This window comes from Hydrogenimonas sp. (assembly GCF_029932565.1).
Taxonomy (GTDB): domain Bacteria; phylum Campylobacterota; class Campylobacteria; order Campylobacterales; family Hydrogenimonadaceae; genus Hydrogenimonas.
The window spans coordinates 1-22,111 of sequence record NZ_JAOZPV010000025.1 but is presented as its reverse complement, the minus strand read 5'-3'; the positions used below and the strand labels follow the sequence as shown (position 1 = coordinate 22,111).

Genomic DNA, 22,111 nt, shown 5'->3' with positions numbered 1-22,111 from the left:
CTCGATCTGATCGATGCGAAAGATTATGTTGTCTCACACTGGAAAGTCAACGACATTGTGACCGACCAGGCGGGCCAGTTCAAGGGTGGAAGCCAGGGACGCGGCGAGTTTACGCAGGGTAGTATCGGTGACCGGCATGAGCTCGAGAAGCGTGTAGAGACGGAAGTGATCGAAGCGATTGCCCAGGATATTTCGGATGCATTGGCGGCCAGCAATGCGGCAAAATGGTACCTGGGCCTGCCTGAAACCATTTTTGACCGTGTGATGGAAAAAGTTTCCGCCAATGTCAAAGAGTCTCTTTTCATGTCCATCAAAAAAGATCTCGTCAAAGAGAACAAAAACAAACTGGTCGAACTCTTCCAGAAAAAACTGTAAAATATGAGAGGGCTGTGCCCTCTCATCTCTTCTCTCTTATCTCGCTTTGAAACTCTCTTTGCTTTTGCACAGATCCGTCAGAAAACACTCCGTATCGCATTTGGGATTTTTCGCCGTACAGATGTAACGCCCGAACAGTACCATCGCCTGGTGGATGCGATGCAGATCGGTTTTGAACTTTTCGACGAGATCCTTTTCCGTTCCTTCGACTGTTTTGGCGTCTGTGAGTCCCAGTCTGTGTGCCACGCGGAAGACATGGGTGTCAACGGCCATCAGATTGGCCTGGGTATATTCGATCATGACGACATGGGCCGTTTTCTGTCCCACGCCGGGAAGTTTCACCAACTCCTTTTCATCCAGTGGTATCGTTCCATCATACTTTTCCATCACCATCTGCGCCATTTTGATGAGGTTTTTCGCTTTGTTGTTGAAAAAGGAGCAGGTCCGGATCAGTTCGATGACATCGTCGAGATCAGCGTTGGCGAGACTCGGAATGTCGGGATATTTTTCGAAGAGTGCCGGAGTAATCACATTGACACGTTTGTCGGTACACTGGGCCGAGAGCATGACAGCGACCAGCAGTTCATAGAGGTTACGGTAGTGCAGTTCCGTCGTGGAGTCGGGGTAGTGCTCCAGGAATCGGCGTCTGATCTCTTCGATCTCTTTTTTCGTGGCGAGTTTCATTCATTTCCTTTCTTCAAAGAGTGAGAATGTAAGAAGGTGAGAGGGTGAGAAGGTTATGCGATTCGTTCTTACCTTCCCACTTTCTCACTTTCTCACCTTCCCACTTTCCCATGACGCACAGCGTCCACATTGAAATTATACCGGAGCAGGAGTATAATTAGGGCCAGAAAACCGATAGAGAGGTTGAAAATGGCAGGTCATAACAAATGGTCCAAAGTCAAGCATATCAAAGCGAAAGAGGATGCCAAAAAGGGCAAGCTCTTCACCAAAGCGGTGCGCGACATTACGACGGCCGCGAAAGCGGGCGGTGGTGATCCCGACACCAATGCGGCGCTGCGGCTGGCGATCGAACGGGCGCGTGCCGTCTCGATGCCGGCGGAAAACATCCAGCGGGCGATCGACAAGGCGACGGGCAATCTCAAGGGAGTCAATTACGAGGAGATCACCTACGAGGGGTATGGCCCCGGCGGGGTAGCGATCATGGTCGAGACGATGACCGACAACAAAAACCGGACCGTCGCGTCGATCCGCCATGCCTTCAGCAAGGCGGGGGGCAGCCTGGGAACCAGCGGCAGCGTGGCGTGGATGTTCGAAAAAAAGGGGGTAATTACGGTCGAACGAAGCGACAAAGACGACGAGGTGATGGAAGTGGCGCTCGACAACGGTGCCACGGACATCAAAGAGTTCGACGAAGTGCTCGTTGTCGAGAGCGAGCCGGCCGATTTCGACACGCTGCTGCAGGCAATCGAGAAGACGGGGGTCAACATCCTGGAGAGTTCGGTGGGACTCGTCGCGACCAACACGATCGACGTCGACGATGAAACAGCCGAGAAGGTCGAAAAACTGATCGAGACACTGGAAGAGGACGACGATGTCCAGAATGTCTACCACAACATGGAGTAAAGAATAGTTTACCTTCATTAATCGGAATTAAAGTACAATGCACGTAACAAATTCAAAAAAAGGAAAAGAATGAAGAAGCTGATAATCGCAGGATTGAGTGTCGCAGCACTCTCACTTTCGCTTCCGGCTGCCGATGTACTGGCGACAGTCAACGGTCACAAGATTACGAAAAGTGATATCCAGGAAGTGATGAATGCCATGGGGGCGAGAACGACCTATGACGCCCTGCCGAACGATGTAAAGAAGAAAGTGCTCGATCAGGTGATCGAACAGCAGCTGCTTCAGGAAAAAGCGATCAAAAGCGGTATCGAAAAGGATAAAGAGTACAAAGAGGCGTTGGCGAAGCTGAAAAAGAAACTGGCACTCGATGTCTGGATGAAGAAACAGCTCGACAAGATCAAAGTGAGCGATGCCGAGGCGAAAAAGGCGTACGAAGAGCACAAAAGCGCGTTCCAGCGCCCTGAAAGTGTCCATGCACGCCATATTCTCGTCAAAACCGAAAAAGAGGCCAAAGATATTGTCGACACTCTCAACAAAACTCCCAAAGCGCAGCTCAAAACCAAGTTCGAGGAGCTTGCACGCACCAAGTCGACAGGTCCAAGTGCATCGCGGGGCGGTGATCTGGGAACATTCGGCCGCAAACAGATGGTCAAACCTTTCAGTGATGCGGCATTTTCACTCAAAGCGGGCGAATTTACGAAGACACCTGTGAAAACGCAATTCGGATACCATGTCATCTATGTCGAAGAGAAACTGCCTGCGCAGACCATACCGTTCAACGAGGTGAAAGATCGCATCAAGCAGAATCTGAAAATGGAAAAATTCAAAGAGAAGATGCAAAAAATCGCCCAGGATTTGAAAGCCAAAGCGAAAATCAAGTACAATCAGTAACAAACGCATTATCATTTTTCAAAGAGGAGTCGAGATGTCCAGAATATCAGATTTTGTACAGCCGGGTGTCGCCACAGGCGACGATGTCCAGAAGATTTTCGAAATTGCCAAAGCGAACGAGTTTGCATTGCCGGCGGTGAATGTCGTCGGAAGCAACTCGATGAATGCGGCACTCGAAGCGGCGAAAAACGTCCACTCTCCGATTATCGTGCAGTTCAGCCACGGCGGCGCATCGTTTCTTGGCGGGAAAGCGCTGGATGGCGAGAAGGCAGCTGTTCTCGGTGCTGTCAGTGGTGCACAGCATATCCATACGGTAGCCGAAGCCTACGGTATTCCCGTCATTCTGCACACCGATCATGCGGCACGCAAACTTCTTCCATGGATCGACGCACTCCTCGAAGCGAGCGAACAGCACTTCGCCAAAACCGGCAAACCGCTTTTCAGCTCCCACATGATCGACCTGAGCGAAGAACCGATCGAGCAGAACATCGAAACGTGCAAAATCTATCTGGAACGTATGAGCAAAATGGGTATGACACTCGAAATCGAACTGGGTATCACCGGAGGCGAAGAGGATGGCGTGGACAATACCGATGTGGACAACAAACTCCTCTATACCCAGCCCGAAGAGGTCGCCTATGCCTATGAAGAGTTGAGCAAGATCAGTGACCGTTTCACGATTGCTGCATCGTTCGGCAACGTGCACGGCGTTTACAAACCGGGCAATGTAATACTTCGACCGGATATTCTCGACAATTCCCAGAAATATATCGAGGAGAAGTACAAGACGGGCAAAAAGCCGGTCAACTTCGTTTTCCACGGGGGAAGCGGATCGGAACTCAAGGATATCCGTGACGCCATCAGCTACGGTGTCATCAAAATGAATATCGATACCGATACCCAGTGGGCATTCTGGGACGGTGTTCGCGGGTACGAAGCGAAATACCACGACTATCTGCAGGGGCAGATCGGCAATCCGGAAGGGGAAGACAAACCGAACAAAAAATATTACGATCCCCGCAAATGGCTGCGCGAAGGCGAAAAGTCGATGGCCGAGCGTCTGAAAGTTGCATTCGAAGATCTCAATTGTATTGACCGATACTAAAAGTTGCTATCCACCCTCCCGGGTGGATGATTTTCGATTCGGGGACCGGCTCTTTTTTGTCAAACGGGACGATTTGACCGATCCCAGATACAGCGGTAACAAATTCCGCAAACTCACGTCACTACTTACGACACCTCCCAACCGATACAGTACCATTGTCAGTTACGGCGGCACACAGTCGAACGCCATGCTCTCCATCGCCTTTCTCGCACAGGCAAAAGGGTGGGATTTTCACTATTACTGCAAAACAATTCCGGCTTGGCTGAAAGCAGAACCGATAGGCAACCTGAAGGTGGCTCTGGATCTTGGTATGAGGGTGCACGAGCTCTCTCCGTCCGATTTTTATGAGAGAGTCGAAACACTCAGAAAAATCAGTGGCGGCGATGCGCTCTTCGTACCACAGGGCGGGGCTGACCCGATCGCCGAGTCGGGTGTGAAGATACTGGCGGAGGAGATTCTGGCATGGTGTGAAGAAAAAGGTGTCGAGCAGCTCACCGTCGCCACACCCAGCGGTACCGGTACAACGGCCTACTATCTGCGAAAATATCTGCCTCGGCGGATCACGGTGGTCACGACTCCGGTGGTCGGAGACGAAGCGACGCTTTTGAACCAGTGGAAGAGGCTGGAGCCGGATGCGACGTGTTATCCCGAGATTTTGAACGCTACCGGAAAATGGCCGTTCGCCAAACCGAAACTTGAGTATTACGCGATATGGAAGCGACTGAAAGAAGCGGGAATCGAATTCGACTTGATCTATGCACCGAAAATGTGGCTGGAGATATTGGAAGCCAACGAGACATTGATATCGCCTATTCTCTATGTGCACAGTGGTGGGGTGAGCGGTAATACGAGCCAGCTGGAAAACTACCGGTATAGAGGACTTTTGGATGGATGAAACGGGAAAAAAAGTGGGACTTTTTGTCCCCTGTTACGTCAATGATTTCTACCCCGATGCGGCATTGTCGACGCTGGAAGTTCTGGAAGCTCACGGATTTGATGTGGAATACCCGGAAAACCAGAGCTGCTGCGGCCAGCCGTTTTTGAACAACGGCATGATCGACGAGGCGAGGCCTCTGGCCGACCGTTTCGTCGGCCTCTTCGCCGATTACGACTATGTTGTGGCACCGAGCAGCAGTTGCATCGGGGCGGCGAAATTCCGCTACGACGGTGTGACGACCGATGCCCGCTATCCTCTGCTTCGACCGAAGCTCTACGAATTGTGTGAGTTTCTGCATGACGTAGTGGGTGTGGGGAATCTCCGTTTTGACTGCTCCTTTCCCCGCCGAGTCGGTCTGCACAACAGCTGCCACGCCATTCGGGAGCTGGGGCTGGCGGCTCCCAGCGAACTGAACATCTCCCACTATTCGAAAATCAAGGCGGTTCTGGCGAAAGTAGAAGGCATCGAGATCGTCGAGCCGTCCCGGGACGAATGTTGCGGATTTGGAGGCACTTTCAGCGTACAGGAGGCGGATGTTTCCGCAATGATGGGACGTGACCGTATTGCCGATCATATCGCCAACGGAGTCGATATCATGGCGGGTGTCGATATGTCGTGCCTGATGCATATGGAAGGGCTGGCGAAACGGGACGGAACGAAGATGCAGTTCGTACATGTGGCGCAGATATTGGCGGGAAGAGTGGAAGGGAATTCGGAAATCGAAGATCAAAGAGAGGAGTTTTGAATGAGTGGCCGATTTCCGCCGATGGATCATGCGAAAAACGCGGCCGAATTCACAGCGGACAGCGAGAGGGCGCACTGGCACGACCGGGCACTCTGGTTTGTCCGTCAGAAGCGTGACAGGGCGGCGAAGTCGGTACCCGAATGGGAATCTCTGCGCGAAGCGGCCGAAACGATCAAAATGCACACGATGGAGCATCTGGGATTCTACCTCGAGCGATTTGAATCGCAGGCGAGGCGTAACGGTATCGAAGTGCTCTGGGCTGCCGATGCGGAAGAGTTCCGACACATCGTAGCCGAAATCCTTCGGGAACATGGCGCAGAAAAAGTGGTCAAGAGTAAATCGATGCTGACGGAAGAGTGTGGACTCAACCCACATCTGGAGAGTCTTGGCATCGAAGTGACAGATACCGATCTCGGTGAACGAATCGTTCAGCTGGCGGGCGATCATCCGAGTCACATCGTTCTGCCGGCCATCCATATGAAAAAAGAGGATGTGGCGGATATCTTTTCGAAATATCTGCATACCGATCCGGACAACGCCGATCCATTCTACCTGACCCGTGCCGCGCGCGATCATCTCAGGGAAAAATTTCTGGATGCGGATGCCGCGATCACCGGTATCAACTTTGCTCTGGCCGAGGAGGGCGGTTTCGTGGTCTGTACCAATGAGGGCAATGCCGATCTTGGAACGGCACTTCCAAATTTGCATATCGCCTGCATGGGTTTGGAAAAGATCATTCCGTCGGCGCAGGATCTCGGCATTTTTACCCGCCTGCTCGCGCGAAGTGCGACGGGACAGGCCATTACCACGTATACGTCGCATTTTCTCAAACCGAAACCGGGTGGCAGACTCTATGTGATCATCGTCGATAACGGGCGTAGCAGACTTCTGAATACCCGTCACAACAAGGCACTCTCCTGTATCCGATGCGGTGCCTGCATGAATACATGCCCTGTTTACCGAAGAAGTGGCGGACATAGTTACGGTTACGTCATTCCGGGGCCTATCGGTTCGGTCCTTGCCGGTGCACGAGAGATCGAACGGTTTGCATCGCTGCCGTTTGCCTGTTCGCTCTGTGCCTCGTGCGACAATGTCTGTCCTGTCAGAATCGACCTGCATGCGCAGCTCTATCGTGAGAGAAGAGCCGCTATAAACGTGCCATCCTATGGGGAAAAACGCCGGCTTCTACATCTGGCGGCATGGGTCATGCAACGGCCGAAACTCTATGGTGTGCTCATGAAAACCGTGCGATTCGTACTGCCGCTTCTGCCGAGAGCTCTGGTCTACAACCGTTTCAACGTCTGGGGACGGGAGAGGGAGGTGCCGGAGCCGGCGAAGAGAAGTTTCAGCGAGATCTACAGGGAGAGAAGATGAACGCGAAAGAGAGGATTCTGCATGCGCTGGGCCGCCGGGATGTGCCGAAAGAGTTGCCGGCATTCGACATCGGGCCGATGCGTTTTTCCGATGTTGGAGCAGCATTTTCAGAGGCACTCGAGGCTGCAGGAGGCGAAACGGTGGAGAGCCGCGAAACATCTGCCGAGACGATTGCGGGCCACTTCGTTTTCGAGGGGCGTATCGTCGATACACGCGAGAGTGTCACATCGACGACGAACGATCGGAACATCGGTCTGCTGATCGTAGAGGCCGAATTCGGTGTGGCGGAAAACGGTGCCGTCTGGATCGATCCGAAAGAGCGATATCCGAGAGAAGTGCTGACTCTGGCCGAAAATCTGGCGGTGGTGCTGAAAAGAGAGGCGATCGTTCCGACAATGCATGAAGCCTACGAGCGCATCGATTTCGCAGAGATCTCCTACGCACTTTTCATGGCCGGCCCCTCCAAAACCGCCGATATCGAGCAGGCACTGGTCATCGGCGCCCACGGAGCGATCGGAATGAAAGTGTTTTTGGAGGGGGAGGGTTAAAAGGTGAGAGGGTGGGAGAGTATATAACGGCATCCCACCTTCTCACCCTCTCACTTTCTCACTCCCACCTTTTCTATCCACAAATTGTTCGACCACCCATTCCGCAAATGAAAAGCTGCAGGTAAAGGCCGGCGAAACGGCATTGAGTACATGCACTGAGCTCTCGTCCCCCTGCACGACAAAATCCTGTACCAGTTCGAGCGTATCCGTATCGAGCAGCTGGGCACGGATGCCGGGAACACTCCAGCTGTCGAACTTTTTTTCATCGATGGTTTTGACCATGTTTCTTGCAAGTGCAGCGAGGTGGGATTTCGAATATTTTCTGAACTCTTCGAAAGCGAGAGAGCGGAAGTTGAAGCGGTTGGTGACAAAGAGTTTCGCCTCGTACCAGAGGATCTCTGTCAGATCGTCGAAATCGAAGTGTTTGAATCCGCTGTAGTTTTCCCTCCAGAATGCCGGAATCGCTGTTGGCCCAATCTTGACCTTTCCGTCGACGGTGACGGTGTAGTGGACACCGAGAAACGGGTTTTTCAGATTGGGGACAGGATAGATATTCGTGACAATCGGCTGGTCGTCGCCGTTGTATTTGAGGTAAACACCCTTGAAAGGAATGATCGTATAGTTTTCTGCGTAGCCGAACTGTTTGGCGATTTTGTCGGCATAGAGTCCGGCGCAGTTGATGATGGTTTCCGCTTCGAAACTGCTTCGGTTCGTTTTGATCCGATTCAATCCTATGCGGTAGAGATATGCCGTGTCCAGATAGAGATTCGCACCGTTTTCGATAACCACCTCTTTGAGTTTTCTTACAACCGCTTTGGGGTCGACGGTGGCGGTTGTAGGGCTGTAGAGAGCGAATCGGCATGTTTTGACGTTGGGATCGATCGCTTCGAGCTCCTTTTCGTCGATGATACGAACGTCAACACCATTGGCTCTTCCCCGTTTTTCCAGTTCATGGAGCGTTTCTATCTCCTCTTCATTCTGGGCGATGACCACCTTTTCACATGCGTTGATCTGTAGGCCGTGTTCCCGACAAAAGGCTTTCAGCCGGGCATTGCCTTCCCTGGTGAATCGGGCTTTGAGCGAATCGGCGGTATAGTAGAATCCTGCATGCAGCACACCGCTGTTGCGTCCGCTGGCGTGCATTGCGACATCTTTCTCTTTCTCGATGATACTGATCGATTTGCCGGGATACTTTTCCTGCAGCGTTTTTGCAATACTCAATCCGATAATACCGGCCCCGATAATGAGAAAGTCGGTTTTCATGAATAATCCTCTAGTGACAGGCTTGAGCTGTCGAATTATAACAAAGAGAGTGCATGTGCAGTTGCATACTATTCGAAAATGAAATATCTTCGCTATAATGAATTATGTTGAAAGAAAAGGAGCCAACATGTCAAGTATCGTGAAAGTCATCGAAGTAATTGCCCAGTCGAAAAAGAGTTGGGAAGATGCGGCAGCCAATGCGATCAAAAAGGCATCCAAAAGTGTCGACAATATCAAATCCATCTATATCAAGGATATGAGTGCGAAAGTCGATAACGGCAAAATCGTTCTCTATCGCATCGATGCGAAAATTTCATTCGTTGTCGGCAAAAAGAAAAAGTGACCCATAAAAGCGCCCGGCCTTTTCGAGTCGGACAAACTATATGTTCAGTTGTCTTCCGAGAGTGACAACGCATCGATTCGGTCATAAACAACTGTTGATTATCCATCTCCTATGGATGACAGGAGTGTTGTTGTCCGGTTCTGCCGAAACGATGCAAAATCGGGATATAACAACGAAAATATCGGTTGTTTTCAATACATTGTGTGCCAAATGTCATGAAGGGGAATGCAGTGGCAGATTGAGTTTTGAGACAGGTAGCCATACGGCTGCCAGGCATATCAGGCACTATGCCGGCGATACCAATCTGACCGGAAAAGAGGTTAGAGAATTTTTCTCCCTGTTGAACTATATGAAAGAAGAGTGTGCTGTATATATGCCGGACGATGGTGAGTGGAAACCCGAAAATCTTTCGCGTTTCGCACTTCCGTCGAATCGAGGATATTTCATACCACTTGGTACATTGAAATCGGGAAGATACCATCTTGCGATGGTGCTACAGGAGGCAACTCCCTTTCGTATCGAGGTGATGACAGAGAAAATAGAGACTCTGCTTGACCACTCCATAACAACGTTGCAAAAAAACCATGTTCTTAACTTTACGGTCGATGAATCGACGGCGGTATTTGTCCGTATCCGCAGCAGGGAGGTTCTGCATCTTATCGCACTGGAAATCAAACCGGATAATATGGATGGAAAAACCAAATCGGGAAACGAGATTCTGAAGCCAGAAGGAAAGAGCGGGGCACGGAGGCCCCGGAAAAAGAGAGGTTCTTAGAGTTTGCCGTCGAGGTGGTCGGCAAGGCGCTGAAGTTTGACTCTGTAGGCGTCTTTGTCGAACTCTTTGATACGGGCGACGCCATCTTCGATTGCTGCCTCCGCGACTGCCGATGCGACCCATACAAGAACGCGGCGATCGAATGGAGAAGGAATGATATATTCCGGTCCAAACTCCATGTTTTCACGTCCGTGTGCCTTTTTGACATGTTCCGGGACCGGTTCTTTGGCCAGTGCCGCAAGGGCTTTGGCCGCTGCCATCTTCATCCCTTCCGTGATTTTTGTCGCGCGAACGTCGAGAGCACCGCGGAAGATTTGCGGGAATCCGAGAACATTGTTGACCTGGTTCGGGAAGTCGCTTCGGCCTGTGCCCATGATGACATCCGGACGTGCCTCTTTCGCGACCGGTGGCATGATTTCCGGAATCGGGTTCGCACATGCGAAGATGATTGGGCTTTCCGCCATCGTTTTGACCTGTTCGCCACTGATAAGATCCGGACCGCTGAGGCCGAGAACCATGTCGGCACCTTTGATGGCGTCGTCGAGGGTTCTGTCGGCTGTATCGAATGCGAACTCCTGCTTGTATTTGTTCAGGTCGGTTCGTCCGCTGTGGATAACCCCCTTGGAGTCGAGCATCGTGATGTTTTTGACGCCGAGCTGCTTATACATTTTCGCACAGGCGATACCGGAAGCGCCTGCACCGATGACGACGACTTTGAGATCTTCGACCGGTTTGCCGCTCATCTCCAGAACGTTGATGAGACCGGCTGTGGTGATGACTGCCGTACCATGCTGGTCGTCGTGGAAGACCGGAACGTCACAGATCTCTTTGAGCCTCTCTTCGATTTCGAAACATTTCGGTGCTTTGATATCTTCGAGGTTGATTCCGCCGAAAGTGTCAGCGATGCGCGCGACTGTCTCAATGATCTCTTCGGTATCTTTGGTATTGAGCTCGATGTCGACTGCATCGACATTCGCAAAAGTTTTGAAGAGGACCGCTTTGCCTTCCATAACCGGTTTGCCGGCCAGATGTCCGATGTCACCGAGGCCGAGAACCGCAGTACCGTCACTGATGACCGCGACAAGGTTGCCTTTGTTGGTGTAGTCATAGGCAGTGTTGATATCTTTTTCGATTTCGAGGCAGGGGAACGCGACACCCGGGCTGTAAGCCATTGCCAGCTCTTTTTCCGTGTCACACGGTTTGGTGATGAGTGTTCCGATTTTACCATTTGTATCGAACTCGTTGCGGGCTTTGTGGTACTGTAGTGATTCTTCTTTGAACTTGTCGCTCATGTTACTCTCCTGTTGGAATTAAAGGTATTACAATTTTACACCTTTTATGCTGTCGAAATAGATATTTTCAACCATTTGTACCCTCTTGTTGGAAAAAATGTAACATTTTTCTACACTTTCTTTGAAATGGTCCGTTTACATGTTTGGAAGTATTTTTTGGCTAAAATGTGTTTATTTCAAAGAAAAGATGGGATGAAATATGGAAGATATGGTTGCGGAGTCCGTTAAGTATACCATTCTCGGGATGGGTGTCGTTTTCCTCTTTCTCTATACGCTGGTACTTCTGCTTCGGCTGCAAAAAAATCTGATAGCCAGGTACAAGCCTGAAAGTTGCAGTGTGCCTGTCGATCACAAACGAGCTGCGGAGATGGAACATGAGGAATTGAAACGGAGGAAAAAGGTGGCGGCGATGATGGCGGCCATACATCATCACAAGAAGAGACAAGGACAATAACGTGAAAAAACATATCGATATTATGGATACGACATTCCGAGACGGCTTTCAGTCCGTTTTCGGTGGTCGGGTACTGATGGAAGATTTCCTGCCGGCCGTGGAAGCGGCGCGGGAGGCGGGTATAACGCATTTCGAATTTGGTGGGGGTGCCAGATTCCAAAGTCTCTTTTTCTACTTGCAGGAAAATGCATTCGAGATGATGGACCGCTTCCGTGAAAAAGCCGGACCGGATGCCAATCTCCAGACACTGGCACGCGGGATCAACACCGTGATGCTCGATACGGGAAGCCGCGAACTGATCGATCTGCACGCGAAGCTTTTCAAGAAGCATTCGACGACGACGATTCGGAATTTCGATGCACTCAACGATGTGGACAATCTGGCCTTCAGTGCCGAATGTATTCACCGTCATGGCCTCAGACATGAGGTTGTCATCACGATTATGGATCTTCCGCCGGGGTGTACCGGTGCGCACGATGCCGATTTTTACGAGAAAGTACTGAGAAAAATCCTCGACTCGGGACTGCCGTTCGACAGCCTCTGTTTCAAAGATGCCAGCGGGACCTCCAATCCGAACAAAGTGTATGAGACGATTCACCGTGCCCGCAAACTGCTGCCGGAAAATATGCATATCCGGTTGCATACCCATGAGACGGCGGGTGTCAGTGTGGCGTGTTATCTGGCGGCGTTGGAGGCAGGGGCCGATGGGATCGACCTGGCCGTGGCACCTGTGAGCGGCGGAACGAGCCAGCCCGACATTCTGACTCTGCTGCATGCCGTCAAAGGGGGTGAATACGATCTGGGCGGTTTGGAACTCGAAAAGGTTCTCCGGTACGAAGAGGTGCTGAACGATTGTCTCAGTGATTATTTCATTCCGCCGGAAGCGACGCAGGTGTCGCCGCTTATCCCCTTTTCGCCAATGCCGGGAGGTGCGTTGACATCCAATACGCAGATGATGCGCGACAATGGTATTCTCGACAAGTATCCTCAGGTGATAAGAGCAATGCGTGAAGTGGTTGAAAAAGGGGGATATGGCACATCGGTCACACCGGTATCGCAGTTCTACTGGCAGCAGGCATTCAACAATGTCATGTTCGGACCATGGAAGAAGATTGCACCCGGTTATGGCCGCATGGTGCTTGGCTATTTCGGCAAAACACCGGTCGAGCCGGATCCGGAGATCGTCAAAATCGCGGCCGAGCAGCTCAAACTGGAGCCGACCAGAGAGAACCCGCTGGATATTGCCGACCGGGATGAAAAGAAGTCAATCGCCTACTGGAGAGGTATTCTCGAAAAAGAGGGCATCGAAACTACCGAAGAAAATATTTTCATAGCCGCGTCCTGCCAGGAGAAGGGGATCGCTTTCCTCAAAGGCGAGAGTCCGCTGATGGTACGCAAGAAGAGTACGGAAACGGAGGCGGCCGAATCCGCACCTGCCAAAACGGCGCCTGCTGCCGCACCCGCACCGGCGGCTGTCGCTTCGGCCGGTGGTGTCTATACGGTCGTCGTAGATGGCGAAAAATTTCGTGTCGAAGTGGCCGAAGGCGAAGGGGAAGTATCTGTCAAGAGCGTCGAAAGTGTCAAGCCGGTGGCGGAGGCTCCGAAACATGAGGAGAAGGTGCCGGAGGGGACCGTTTCGGGTCATGATAACGTCGATCACAATATGATAGAGATCAAAGCGCAGATTCCGGGAACGGTTCTTCAGATTTTCAAGAAACCGGGTGAAAAAATAGAAGAGGATGAAGTGATCATGATCATCGAAGCGATGAAGATGGAGATCGAGATACCATCGCCGAAAGCCGGTGTACTGGTCAAAGTCGATGTTGCTACGGGCGAAACGGTGCAAGAGGGACAGGTCCTTGCCCATGTGCAGTAGGGGAGAGTTATGAAAAAGAGTGCTGGTGCGATTCTCCTCCTCTTCATGATGTTTTTTGCAAATCATTTGATGGCATCGGAACATTCCCCTCATCTGTCTGCCGTTCAGACGGAAACGGAGACGAAACAGAACACGACACATGACAAATCGATTCTGGAACTGCTGACATCCTTCTACAAAACGACCGGCATCTACGCACTGACCACACCCGAAACCCATATAGAAGACGGAAGCGGGGAAAAGATCAGCGCATTCCATCAGACATGGGGACGTATCATGATGATCGGTGTGGCGATGATACTTTTTTACCTTGCCATCGCCAAAGGGTTTGAGCCTCTCCTTCTTCTGCCCATCGGTTTCGGAGGATTGCTGGCCAATGTACCGCTGGCAAACATGACGGGTCCGGACGGGTTTCTTGGGATCATTTACAATGCCGGCATCGCCAACGAATTCTTTCCGCTACTCATCTTCATGGGAGTCGGAGCGATGACCGACTTTGGCCCGCTTCTTGCCAATCCCAAAACCGCACTGCTTGGCGGTGCCGCACAGTTTGGCATTTTCGCCACCCTGATAGGGGCAGCGGCACTGTCGCAGTATACACCGCTTTTCGACTTTTCCCTGCAGGACTGCGCCGCAATCTCCATCATCGGAGGGGCCGACGGGCCGACATCGATTTTTATCGCAGCCAAACTCGCACCCGACCTGCTCGGCGCGATCGCGGTCGCAGCATACTCCTATATGGCACTTGTTCCTGTTATCCAGCCGCCGATCATGCGTGCATTGACGACAAAAGAGGAGCGTAAAATCGTTATGAAACAGCAGAGGAAGGTGCATCGTCTCGAGAAGCTCTTTCTTCCCATCATCATTCTGCTTTTGAGCATACTCATTCTGCCGGAATCGACACCGCTGATCGGTGCGTTTACATTCGGAAATTTTGCAAAAGAGTCGGGTGTCGTCAATCGTCTGAGCGATACGATGCAAAATTCCCTGATCAATATCGTCACGATTCTTCTTGGGCTGGGGGTCGGATCGAAACTCGCGGCTGAAAAGTTTCTCGTATCCGATACGCTCGGCATTCTTTTTCTTGGATTGATCGCTTTCGCCATCGGCACCGCCTCCGGAGTTTTGATGGGAAAACTGATGAATAAATTCTATAAAGAGCCTATCAATCCGCTCATCGGTGCAGCAGGTGTCTCCGCCGTACCGATGGCGTCACGCGTCGTCAACAAGGTGGGTCTGGAAGAGAATCACAGCAACATTCTCGTTATGCATGCCATGGGTCCCAATGTTGCGGGAGTTATCGGTTCTGCTGTCACAGCGGGTATCCTGATTTCGATATTTTCGTGACGGGGATGTGAATTTGCGAATGAATGGCGCTTCGGTTTTACGTATCATGATCATTGCCGCTGCGCTCGTTATCGTCATCGCGGGGCTTAAAGCGGCATCACCGCTATTGGTGCCTTTTATACTGTCGCTTTTTATCACGCTGTTGCTTTCTCCGTTGCTCCATTGGCTCATTCGCAATGGTGTGCCGAAACCTCTATCGTTCGCTTTGGTTATTGTCTTCATATTCATTTTGTTCGTGTTGCTTACCGGTGTGGTCAGCTCCTACATGGCCGATCTCTTCGCACATGCGGATGATTGGCAGGCTGCAATGATCGAAAATCTTCATAAATGGATACTGCATCTGGAAAAGCGAGGTATCCATATCGACCAGCAGCTCTTTTTTTCGATGGTACAGCCACAAAAACTTTTCGAGTTCACACTCTCGGTCGTGAAAAATACTTCCCTCTTGCTCTCCAATTCCCTGTTGATCTTTTTTACCGTGGTTTTTATGCTTGTCGAGTCATTTACAATCAAGAAGAAAATACGATACATCGAAAAGTTTACAACCCCGGGTCTCTCCGCAAGAATCGATGCGTTTACCGACAGGATCAACCACTACTTTACCCTCAAAGCATTTACCAGTGCCGTTACGGGTCTGTGGATAGTCGTTGTTCTCTACTTTTTCGATGTTCCCTATCCGGTTCTGTGGGGCATCGGTGGTTTCATGCTGAATTTCATTCCTGTTATCGGATCGATTATCGCTGCAATACCTCCTGTACTGCTTGCCTTGGCAACCCAGAGTTTCAGTGATGCACTCTGGATTGCCGGCTGGTTTCTTGTTATCAATATCACCATCGGCAATATATTGGAACCCCGTGTGATGGGCAGAGGGCTGGAACTTTCCGAACTGGTTGTGTTCATGTCGCTTGTGTTCTGGGGATGGGTGTTTGGAAAAGTCGGTATGCTGCTGGCGGTGCCGTTGACGATGATAGTGAAATTTGCATTCGAAACGAGCGAATCGACACGATGGGTTGCAGTGATGATGTCCGACAGTGTCAAATCAAAAAAAGAGGAAATAGTGTGATGAAACGATTTGTCTGGATATTTTTTATAGTTGGAATGCTGTTTGCGGCAACATTGCAGGAAGGTGTCGAGACGTTCGAAAAGGGAGAGTTTGCAAAGGCCCAGACGATTTTTGCACCGCTGGCAGAGAAGGGGGATCCTTTGGCCCAGTTTTATCTGGGGCTTCTCTATTTTACCGGAGATGGCGGGGAAAAAAATCTGATAGAAGCCGGCAACTGGTTTGAGAAGAGTGCGCGCCACAATGATCCGAATATCCCTGAAAAAAACTTCAAAGGCATCTCTGCAGATTATGACAGGGCGCTATACTGGTTTATAAAAATTGCCGAAAGCGGAAATGTAAAAGCCCAGTTCTATCTCGGCGTCATGTATGCAGCAGGACGGGATATCGAAATCGATTACAAAAAATCTGCCTATTGGTTCGAAAAGGCTGCAAAACAGGGAGATGAACTCTCCCAGCTCAATGTCGGAATGTTCTATATCGAGGGAAACGGTGTAAGAAAGGATGTAAAAAAAGGGATAGAGTGGCTTGAAAAAGCTGCCGAGCAGGGAAATTTGAGAGCGCAGAACTATCTTGGATATCTCTATACGAGCCATGAGATAGTGGAACAGGATTATGAAAAAGCACGCTATTGGTACCTCAAAGCCGCAAAACAGGAGTATCCGATGGCGCAATACAACCTGGCCGTGATGTACTGCCTGGGCAAAGGGACTCCCAGAGACCTGAAAGTCTGTTCGTTCTGGACCAAAAAAGCGTATGAAAACGGATTGAAAAAGCAGGCTTCCGCGCTCTGGAACAAGTATGAGTTATGGAAATATCAGGAGTGACGGTCGGTTGACCGGAAGGGTTGGGTTGGCGCAGTGATTTCCCCACAGACGTTGTGAACAGCGTGAACCGTCGGCGGAGTAAAGTTGCGTTTGATTGGATGATCTGTCGAAGGTTGAAGGAGTGGTGCGGCTGAGAGGACTTGAACCTCCACGGGCTAATGCCCACTAGAACCTGAATCTAGCGCGTCTACCAATTCCGCCACAGCCGCGTGAAATTGGAATGCAAGTATACAAAAGCATAGTTAAATAATAGTTTAAATAAAATAGTCACATTCGATCAGGAGAGGAAAGACGATGCTTTTGATTCATTCAAACGATAGAGATTTCAACGAAAAATTTGACGAATTGCTGAAACGCGGAGCGATGGACATGGAGCATGTGGCTTCCATCGTCACCGGGATCATCAAGGAGATCCGCACCGAAGGGAATGCGGCGCTGAAGAGGCATATCGAGAAATTCGACCGATGGAGTGTGAAACGCGATGCCGATCTGATGGTCGATACGAACGAGATGAAAAAAGCGTATGACACACTCGATACTGCGTTGCGTGATGCGCTGCATCTGGCATACGACCGTATCAAAGCGTACCATGAAAAGCAGATGCCCAAAAGCTGGCTCGATTTCGACGAAGCGGGCAATACGCTGGGACAGAAGGTGACACCGGTGGACCGGGCGGGGCTCTACATTCCGGGCGGCAAGGCGGCCTATCCCAGTTCGCTGCTGATGAATGCCATACCGGCCATCGTTGCGGGTGTCGACGAAATTGTCGTGGCCACACCGACACCCGACAACGAGATCAATCATCTGGTACTTGCCGCGGCGCATCTGTGCGGTATCGAAAAAATGTTCAAAATGGGAGGGGCGAGTGCGATCGCCGCAATGGCATACGGGACCGAGACGGTTCCGAAAGTCGATGTCATCACGGGACCCGGCAACATTTTCGTCGCAACGGCGAAAAAACTGGTCTACGGCGATGTCAATATCGATATGATCGCGGGTCCGAGCGAAATCGGTATTTTGGCTGATGGAACGGCGATTCCGGAGTATCTGGCGATCGACCTGCTCTCCCAGGCGGAGCATGACGAAATGGCGAGCTCCATCCTGATCACCCCCGATCCGGAACTGGCCGAGACGGTCCGTGAGACGCTCTATCTGGAACTTGGAAAGCTGGAGCGGGAGCTGATAGCCCGCAAATCGATCGAGGAGCGCGGCGCCATCATCGTGACCGAAACGATGGATGAGGCGATCGATCTGATGAACCGCATCGCCCCGGAGCATCTGGAAGTGATGACCGCCAATCCGTTCGAGCTGCTGCCGAAAATAAGGCACGCGGGTGCCATTTTCATGGGTCACTTTACGCCGGAGCCGATCGGTGACTACATCGCGGGGCCGAATCACACGCTGCCGACGGGCGGTACGGCGAAATTCTATTCACCGTTGAATGTCGAAAACTTTCTGAAAAAATCGTCGATCATCGCGATGAGTGAAGATGGTATCAACGCCATCGGAGAGGCATGCGCATTGCTCGCCAATACGGAGGGGCTGACGGCGCACGAAAAGTCGGTGCGTATACGTCTAAAGTAGCTTCAGCTTTTCAAAGATTTTCTTTTCAAGGCTGGAGGTGGGAATCGTTGTCAAATTTTCATAGGTGACAAGTGTGCCGGGCAGATTTCGATTGTTGCTTTCGTAGAGTTCCGCGACCAGCTTGAAATGGCTGTATTCGTGGGTTACCTCACCGATCTTTTCAGCCGTTGTTTCCATCTCGTCGAGTTCCGGAAGTTCCCAGAGACCGCCCAACAGTTCACCTTTGCGCTGTCGCATGAGGAGTCCGGTTTCGTTTCGGACGCATGCGAGCTTCCGGTACCGGACAGGGCGCGGTTTTTTCACTCTTTTTTGGGGGAATCGTATCGGATCGCTTTGACCCATGCAGCCCGATTGAAGGGGACAGAGATGGCATGAAGGGGATTTCGGAGTGCAGACGGTGCTGCCGATATCCATCATCGCCTGATTGTAGATATACGGTTCTTTCCGGTCCAGAAGCACTTCGGCCATCTCCCATAACGCTTTGGGTGCCGCGCTCTTTTTGGCGAAAAATCTGCAGAGTATCCGTTTGACATTGGCATCCAGCACGGCGACCGGCCGATGTGACGAAAACGCCGCGATCGCGTGGGCGGTCGATTTGCCGATGCCAGGAAGTTTGACGAGTTCGGCTGGATCGGTCGGAAGCTTCGGTGCAGCAATCTGGGCAGTGGCGTAAATATAGCGGGCTCGACGGTAGTAGCCAAGCCCCTGCCACGCATGCAAGACATCATCGAGTTTCGCCTCTTTGATGTGCCGAAGCGTCGGAAACCGTTTCAGAAACGGGTGGAAATGGCGATCCAGAACCGTTTTGACCTGGGTCTGCTGCAGCATCATTTCACTGATATAGATGATATAAGGATCGTCCGTATTCCGCCATGGAAGATCGTGGCGTCCATTGGTGGCATACCACTCTCTTATGGCAGTGTGAATGTCGCTATAATTCATAAAGAGGATTATAGACAGATTCTGCCGATTTGACAAAGGGTTTGATCGTTTTTGAACAAACTGCCTACACGATGAGAGGAAACAACAGATATGAAGCAATGGAGTTATAGATATCACGACGAAGCAGAGTTTGAAACGTTCGTGCATGCGGAACGTCTTGCATCGTACAGTCAGCTTCTGATCCAGATCAATTGTGGTGTCATCAATGCAGAGACCATCGAGAAAGTCCGCGAGTCCATCAGAAACGTGCTGCCCGATGCATATGTCGCCGGGGCGAGCAGTGTCATCCAGCTCTATGACTCCGAACTGTATGAAGATCAGATCGTTTTGGGTATCACGGCATTTGAAAGAAGCCGAATCTCGTTCGCCGAATATAGCGTCTCTATGCAGCGGAGTGACGGGATTTCTACGCTTGTCAAACAGCTTGCCGATAAAAAAGAGGCCGACACAAAGGGTGTTCTGCTTCTGACCAATACCGTGAAATTCGATATTGAAAAGCTGATCAAAGAGAGTAACAGAGGATTGAAGGGTGTACCGATTTTTGGCGGAATCGCTTCGGATCGTGAGCCTTTTAAAAACTTCATTATCTTTTCGCACAACCGGGTCTACCAGGATGAGGCGATCATTGCCGTCTTTTTCCATGGAGAAAATCTGCAGATAAATTGTAACTATTTTTTCGATTGGGAGCCGATCGGCAAGGAGTTTGTCGTGACAAAAGCCAATGGCCGGTTTCTCTATGAACTCGACGGAAAACCGATCATCGACGTGTATGCCAAATATTTCGGTCCGCTGGACAAAAAGCGATTGCTGCATCTCTCGCTCGCTCATCCACTGATCAAGCATTCGAAAGATTTTGGACAGGTGGCCCGGGCACTTTTGCAGATCGATCAAGACAAAGGTCTCTATACCGGAGAACTGGAAGAGGGAGAAAAGGTACAGATCGGTTTCGGGCATTACAAACGGATGATGAGCCGGTATGAGATCATACCGGAAGTCTACCGCCAGATACCGGCCGAAGCGTTGTGGTTCTATACCTGTATCTCCTACCAGTACGGTTACCTCGATATTCTGAAGGCATCGGCCTCGTTCTATAAAGAGACGGAAAAACTGTATGGACTCGTCACGTTTGGCGAATTCAGCTATATGGATGGCAATAACCGTTTTTTGAATTTTACAGTAACTCGGGTTGCCATGAGCGAGGATCCCGATGCTCGAATCGCTCTTGATCTCAGGGAGATCCGGCAGGATCCCAAAGATGAGCTTTTGGCAACGCTTTCGACACTCGTTTCATCGAGCAGTCAGGAAATTATGGAGCTTAATCGGTATCTGGAAAAAGAGGTGGAGAAACGCACAAAAGAGCTGGCGGAACTTAATGCATCACTCGAAAAACGTATCGAACTTGAGGTCAAGAAGAATCGGGACAAGGACAAGCTGCTCTATCACCAGTCAAAACTTGCATCGATGGGAGAGATGATCAACAATATCGCCCATCAGTGGAGACAGCCGCTCAATATCATTGCGCTCGTAATGCAGGACCTTTCGCTCAAAGCACAGATCGGAAGCATATCGACACTTGCGATTACACAGGCGGAGAAAAAGATCAATGATACGCTGAAATATCTCTCCGATACGATTGATGATTTCAGAAGTTTTGCTTCCAAAGGTCAGGAGTATACGCACCCCAGTGCATTGGAGGTTTGCAAAACGGTTCGAGAGATGGTCCGGTTGGTATCGGTCGTTCTCGAAGATGAAAAGATTCAGATGAAACTCTCGCTTCCAAAGCAGGAGGCTTTGGTAAAAGGGCGTCCGAACGATCTCAAACAGGTACTTTTGAATCTTGTCTACAATGCCATCGATGTACTCAAAGAGAGAAAAGTGGAAGATCCTACGATCAAAATCGAGGTGAAATACAACAACAAAATCAATATTATTATACGCGATAATGGTGGAGGCATCGATCCCGATGCCATCGACAAGATTTTCGAACCCTATTTCACGACGAAATACAAAGCGCGCGGCACAGGTCTCGGTCTCTATATGTCAAAAATGATCATCGAAAAGCGTTTGCATGGAAAGATCAGCGCCCGCAATACACGAAGCGGGGCTGCTTTCTGGATCGAACTGCCGATTATGGCTTGATGTTGTAGAAGGATTTCAGTGCGCGGATGATCATCGCATTTTTCGAAATGCGTTCGACTTTCGCATCGGCATGGACACGATCGTAAAGATCCATCGGAAGTGTGATCGAGAAGGTTTTTGTCTCGATCTTCTTTCGTTTCGCGATCGTCTGGTTGATGTTTTTGAGCAGGTCGATAATCTTGTTCGAATCGATCGGTTTCTGAATAAAGCTATCAACCCCGATTTTGATCGCTTCGGAAATCTTGCTCATATCGTTGCTTGCCGATATGATGACGATAATCTGATCCGGATTGATTTCACGAATTCTGCGAGCGAGTTCGAGTCCGTCCATTCCCGGTAGAATGATGTCGATAAAAATGACGTCCGGCTTCTTCTTTTTATAGATTTCCAGAGCGTCCTCTGCATTCATGGTCGAATCGACGGCATTGAAAAAATTACTGAAGGTCGAAACCATCAGTTCGTTCGCCTCTTTCTCATCTTCGACAACCAGCGCATTCAGTTTTTTGGTTTCGTTGGCGATTTTGACGATATCGTTATCGATCATTATGTTTCTCCTTGTTCTGTTATTTTTGGAATTATAACAGTTTTAAACATAAAGAAAATTTAACAGAATCATTTATGTGATTCATAACTCTTGCTTGTCGAAG

The 22,111-nt window shown here is 50.4% G+C and carries 22 protein-coding genes and 1 tRNA gene; 17 read left to right on the top strand and 6 right to left on the bottom strand.

The annotated features are described in order from the left end of the window. On the top strand, positions 1 to 375 hold a 375-nt coding region (locus tag Q1K24_RS04780; protein ID WP_300366778.1), incomplete at its 5' end, for a host attachment protein. 36 nt (positions 376 to 411) lie between these two features. Here the strand turns inward: Q1K24_RS04780 and nth are convergent. Further along, complete coding sequence (gene nth / locus Q1K24_RS04775) at positions 412 to 1,059, bottom strand: endonuclease III (RefSeq protein ID WP_300366775.1); 648 nt, start codon at positions 1,057 to 1,059, stop codon at positions 412 to 414. Positions 1,060 to 1,248: 189 nt separating this feature from the next. Here nth and Q1K24_RS04770 point away from each other — a divergent pair, with 189 nt between their 5' ends. The 7 genes from Q1K24_RS04770 to Q1K24_RS04740 all read left to right on the top strand — a co-directional run bounded on the left by Q1K24_RS04770 (position 1,249) and on the right by Q1K24_RS04740 (position 7,562). Continuing rightward, entirely contained in the window at positions 1,249 to 1,962 is a 714-nt protein-coding gene (locus Q1K24_RS04770; protein ID WP_300366772.1) for a YebC/PmpR family DNA-binding transcriptional regulator, read from the top strand. Between the two features lie 69 nt (positions 1,963 to 2,031). Beyond that, positions 2,032 to 2,853, top strand: coding sequence for a peptidyl-prolyl cis-trans isomerase (locus Q1K24_RS04765; protein ID WP_300366769.1), 822 nt, complete (start codon positions 2,032 to 2,034; stop codon positions 2,851 to 2,853). Between the two features lie 34 nt (positions 2,854 to 2,887). Next, positions 2,888 to 3,958, top strand: coding sequence for a class II fructose-bisphosphate aldolase (fbaA, locus tag Q1K24_RS04760; RefSeq protein WP_300366766.1), 1,071 nt, complete (start codon positions 2,888 to 2,890; stop codon positions 3,956 to 3,958). A gap of 22 nt (positions 3,959 to 3,980) precedes the next feature. Further along, positions 3,981 to 4,853, top strand: coding sequence for a pyridoxal-phosphate dependent enzyme (locus tag Q1K24_RS04755; protein ID WP_300366785.1), 873 nt, complete (start codon positions 3,981 to 3,983; stop codon positions 4,851 to 4,853). Beyond that, positions 4,846 to 5,640 carry a (Fe-S)-binding protein gene (locus Q1K24_RS04750; RefSeq protein ID WP_300366761.1) on the top strand — a complete coding sequence of 265 codons (795 nt, stop codon included), beginning with the start codon at positions 4,846 to 4,848 and terminating at the stop codon, positions 5,638 to 5,640. The genes Q1K24_RS04755 and Q1K24_RS04750 overlap by 8 nt, the downstream gene beginning before the upstream one ends. Continuing rightward, positions 5,641 to 7,014, top strand: coding sequence for a lactate utilization protein B (locus Q1K24_RS04745; protein ID WP_300366758.1), 1,374 nt, complete (start codon positions 5,641 to 5,643; stop codon positions 7,012 to 7,014). Continuing rightward, a complete protein-coding gene (locus Q1K24_RS04740; RefSeq protein WP_300366755.1) occupies positions 7,011 to 7,562 on the top strand; it encodes an LUD domain-containing protein in 552 nt (183 codons plus the stop codon). The genes Q1K24_RS04745 and Q1K24_RS04740 overlap by 4 nt, the downstream gene beginning before the upstream one ends. 42 nt (positions 7,563 to 7,604) lie before the next feature. Here Q1K24_RS04740 and lhgO read toward each other — a convergent pair whose 3' ends face one another. After that, the gene (lhgO, locus tag Q1K24_RS04735; RefSeq protein ID WP_300366752.1) at positions 7,605 to 8,825 is read right to left on the bottom strand and encodes an L-2-hydroxyglutarate oxidase; all 1,221 of its coding nucleotides are present in this window, start codon (positions 8,823 to 8,825) and stop codon (positions 7,605 to 7,607) included. Between the two features lie 127 nt (positions 8,826 to 8,952). On the opposite strand from lhgO, the gene Q1K24_RS04730 reads away from it, so the two are divergent. Together Q1K24_RS04730 and Q1K24_RS04725 are read left to right on the top strand one after the other, a co-directional pair. Next, positions 8,953 to 9,168 carry a dodecin family protein gene (locus Q1K24_RS04730; protein ID WP_300366749.1) on the top strand — a complete coding sequence of 72 codons (216 nt, stop codon included), beginning with the start codon at positions 8,953 to 8,955 and terminating at the stop codon, positions 9,166 to 9,168. Between the two features lie 130 nt (positions 9,169 to 9,298). Beyond that, positions 9,299 to 9,943 carry a hypothetical protein gene (locus tag Q1K24_RS04725; RefSeq protein WP_300366746.1) on the top strand — a complete coding sequence of 215 codons (645 nt, stop codon included), beginning with the start codon at positions 9,299 to 9,301 and terminating at the stop codon, positions 9,941 to 9,943. On the opposite strand, the gene Q1K24_RS04720 is transcribed toward Q1K24_RS04725, so the two are convergent. Continuing rightward, positions 9,940 to 11,235, bottom strand: coding sequence for a malic enzyme-like NAD(P)-binding protein (locus Q1K24_RS04720; RefSeq protein ID WP_300366743.1), 1,296 nt, complete (start codon positions 11,233 to 11,235; stop codon positions 9,940 to 9,942). The genes Q1K24_RS04725 and Q1K24_RS04720 overlap by 4 nt on opposite strands. Positions 11,236 to 11,434: 199 nt before the next feature. On the opposite strand from Q1K24_RS04720, the gene Q1K24_RS04715 reads away from it, so the two are divergent. From Q1K24_RS04715 to Q1K24_RS04695, 5 genes are read left to right on the top strand one after another with little or no spacing between them, the layout of a single operon-like run. After that, positions 11,435 to 11,689, top strand: a complete 255-nt coding sequence (locus Q1K24_RS04715) for an OadG family transporter subunit (RefSeq protein ID WP_300366740.1) — start codon at positions 11,435 to 11,437, stop codon at positions 11,687 to 11,689. Positions 11,690 to 11,711: 22 nt separating this feature from the next. Further along, positions 11,712 to 13,565, top strand: a complete 1,854-nt coding sequence (locus Q1K24_RS04710; protein WP_300366783.1) for a biotin/lipoyl-containing protein — start codon at positions 11,712 to 11,714, stop codon at positions 13,563 to 13,565. Positions 13,566 to 13,574: 9 nt separating this feature from the next. After that, on the top strand, positions 13,575 to 14,912 hold the full coding sequence (locus Q1K24_RS04705) for a sodium ion-translocating decarboxylase subunit beta (RefSeq protein ID WP_300366737.1): 1,338 nt from the start codon (positions 13,575 to 13,577) through the stop codon (positions 14,910 to 14,912). A gap of 19 nt (positions 14,913 to 14,931) precedes the next feature. Then, positions 14,932 to 15,975 (top strand): AI-2E family transporter, encoded by a 1,044-nt coding sequence (locus Q1K24_RS04700; RefSeq protein ID WP_300366781.1) that lies wholly within the window; start codon positions 14,932 to 14,934, stop codon positions 15,973 to 15,975. Further along, entirely contained in the window at positions 15,975 to 16,799 is an 825-nt protein-coding gene (locus Q1K24_RS04695) for a tetratricopeptide repeat protein (protein WP_300366734.1), read from the top strand. Before Q1K24_RS04700 ends, Q1K24_RS04695 begins: the two co-directional genes overlap by 1 nt. A 122-nt stretch (positions 16,800 to 16,921) precedes the next feature. On the opposite strand, the gene Q1K24_RS04690 is transcribed toward Q1K24_RS04695, so the two are convergent. After that, positions 16,922 to 17,008: transfer RNA gene (locus tag Q1K24_RS04690), tRNA-Leu, on the bottom strand. A gap of 85 nt (positions 17,009 to 17,093) precedes the next feature. Here Q1K24_RS04690 and hisD point away from each other — a divergent pair. Next, entirely contained in the window at positions 17,094 to 18,383 is a 1,290-nt protein-coding gene (gene hisD, locus Q1K24_RS04685) for a histidinol dehydrogenase (RefSeq protein WP_300366731.1), read from the top strand. Here hisD and Q1K24_RS04680 read toward each other — a convergent pair. Then, a complete protein-coding gene (locus tag Q1K24_RS04680; protein WP_300366728.1) occupies positions 18,375 to 19,325 on the bottom strand; it encodes an A/G-specific adenine glycosylase in 951 nt (316 codons plus the stop codon). The genes hisD and Q1K24_RS04680 overlap by 9 nt on opposite strands. A 90-nt stretch (positions 19,326 to 19,415) precedes the next feature. On the opposite strand from Q1K24_RS04680, the gene Q1K24_RS04675 reads away from it, so the two are divergent. Then, positions 19,416 to 21,464 carry an FIST N-terminal domain-containing protein gene (locus tag Q1K24_RS04675; RefSeq protein WP_300366725.1) on the top strand — a complete coding sequence of 683 codons (2,049 nt, stop codon included), beginning with the start codon at positions 19,416 to 19,418 and terminating at the stop codon, positions 21,462 to 21,464. On the opposite strand, the gene Q1K24_RS04670 is transcribed toward Q1K24_RS04675, so the two are convergent. Next, positions 21,454 to 22,008, bottom strand: coding sequence for a response regulator (locus Q1K24_RS04670; protein ID WP_300366722.1), 555 nt, complete (start codon positions 22,006 to 22,008; stop codon positions 21,454 to 21,456). The two genes, Q1K24_RS04675 and Q1K24_RS04670, sit on opposite strands and share 11 nt — an antisense overlap. Positions 22,009 to 22,111 lie beyond the last annotated feature (103 nt).

Excerpts from the sequence above, each read along its gene's own strand:
- nth (WP_300366775.1), bottom strand. The coding sequence starts at position 1,059 with ATGAAACTCGCCACGAAAAAAGAGATCGAAGAGATCAGACGCCGATTC.
- Q1K24_RS04770 (WP_300366772.1), top strand. The coding sequence starts at position 1,249 with ATGGCAGGTCATAACAAATGGTCCAAAGTCAAGCATATCAAAGCGAAA.
- Q1K24_RS04765 (WP_300366769.1), top strand. The coding sequence starts at position 2,032 with ATGAAGAAGCTGATAATCGCAGGATTGAGTGTCGCAGCACTCTCACTT.
- fbaA (WP_300366766.1), top strand. The coding sequence starts at position 2,888 with ATGTCCAGAATATCAGATTTTGTACAGCCGGGTGTCGCCACAGGCGAC.
- Q1K24_RS04750 (WP_300366761.1), top strand. The coding sequence starts at position 4,846 with ATGGATGAAACGGGAAAAAAAGTGGGACTTTTTGTCCCCTGTTACGTC.
- Q1K24_RS04745 (WP_300366758.1), top strand. The coding sequence starts at position 5,641 with ATGAGTGGCCGATTTCCGCCGATGGATCATGCGAAAAACGCGGCCGAA.
- Q1K24_RS04740 (WP_300366755.1), top strand. The coding sequence starts at position 7,011 with ATGAACGCGAAAGAGAGGATTCTGCATGCGCTGGGCCGCCGGGATGTG.
- lhgO (WP_300366752.1), bottom strand. The coding sequence starts at position 8,825 with ATGAAAACCGACTTTCTCATTATCGGGGCCGGTATTATCGGATTGAGT.
- Q1K24_RS04730 (WP_300366749.1), top strand. The coding sequence starts at position 8,953 with ATGTCAAGTATCGTGAAAGTCATCGAAGTAATTGCCCAGTCGAAAAAG.
- Q1K24_RS04720 (WP_300366743.1), bottom strand. The coding sequence starts at position 11,235 with ATGAGCGACAAGTTCAAAGAAGAATCACTACAGTACCACAAAGCCCGC.
- Q1K24_RS04715 (WP_300366740.1), top strand. The coding sequence starts at position 11,435 with ATGGAAGATATGGTTGCGGAGTCCGTTAAGTATACCATTCTCGGGATG.
- Q1K24_RS04710 (WP_300366783.1), top strand. The coding sequence starts at position 11,712 with ATGGATACGACATTCCGAGACGGCTTTCAGTCCGTTTTCGGTGGTCGG.
- Q1K24_RS04705 (WP_300366737.1), top strand. The coding sequence starts at position 13,575 with ATGAAAAAGAGTGCTGGTGCGATTCTCCTCCTCTTCATGATGTTTTTT.
- Q1K24_RS04700 (WP_300366781.1), top strand. The coding sequence starts at position 14,932 with ATGAATGGCGCTTCGGTTTTACGTATCATGATCATTGCCGCTGCGCTC.
- Q1K24_RS04695 (WP_300366734.1), top strand. The coding sequence starts at position 15,975 with ATGAAACGATTTGTCTGGATATTTTTTATAGTTGGAATGCTGTTTGCG.
- hisD (WP_300366731.1), top strand. The coding sequence starts at position 17,094 with ATGCTTTTGATTCATTCAAACGATAGAGATTTCAACGAAAAATTTGAC.
- Q1K24_RS04680 (WP_300366728.1), bottom strand. The coding sequence starts at position 19,325 with ATGAATTATAGCGACATTCACACTGCCATAAGAGAGTGGTATGCCACC.
- Q1K24_RS04675 (WP_300366725.1), top strand. The coding sequence starts at position 19,416 with ATGAAGCAATGGAGTTATAGATATCACGACGAAGCAGAGTTTGAAACG.
- Q1K24_RS04670 (WP_300366722.1), bottom strand. The coding sequence starts at position 22,008 with ATGATCGATAACGATATCGTCAAAATCGCCAACGAAACCAAAAAACTG.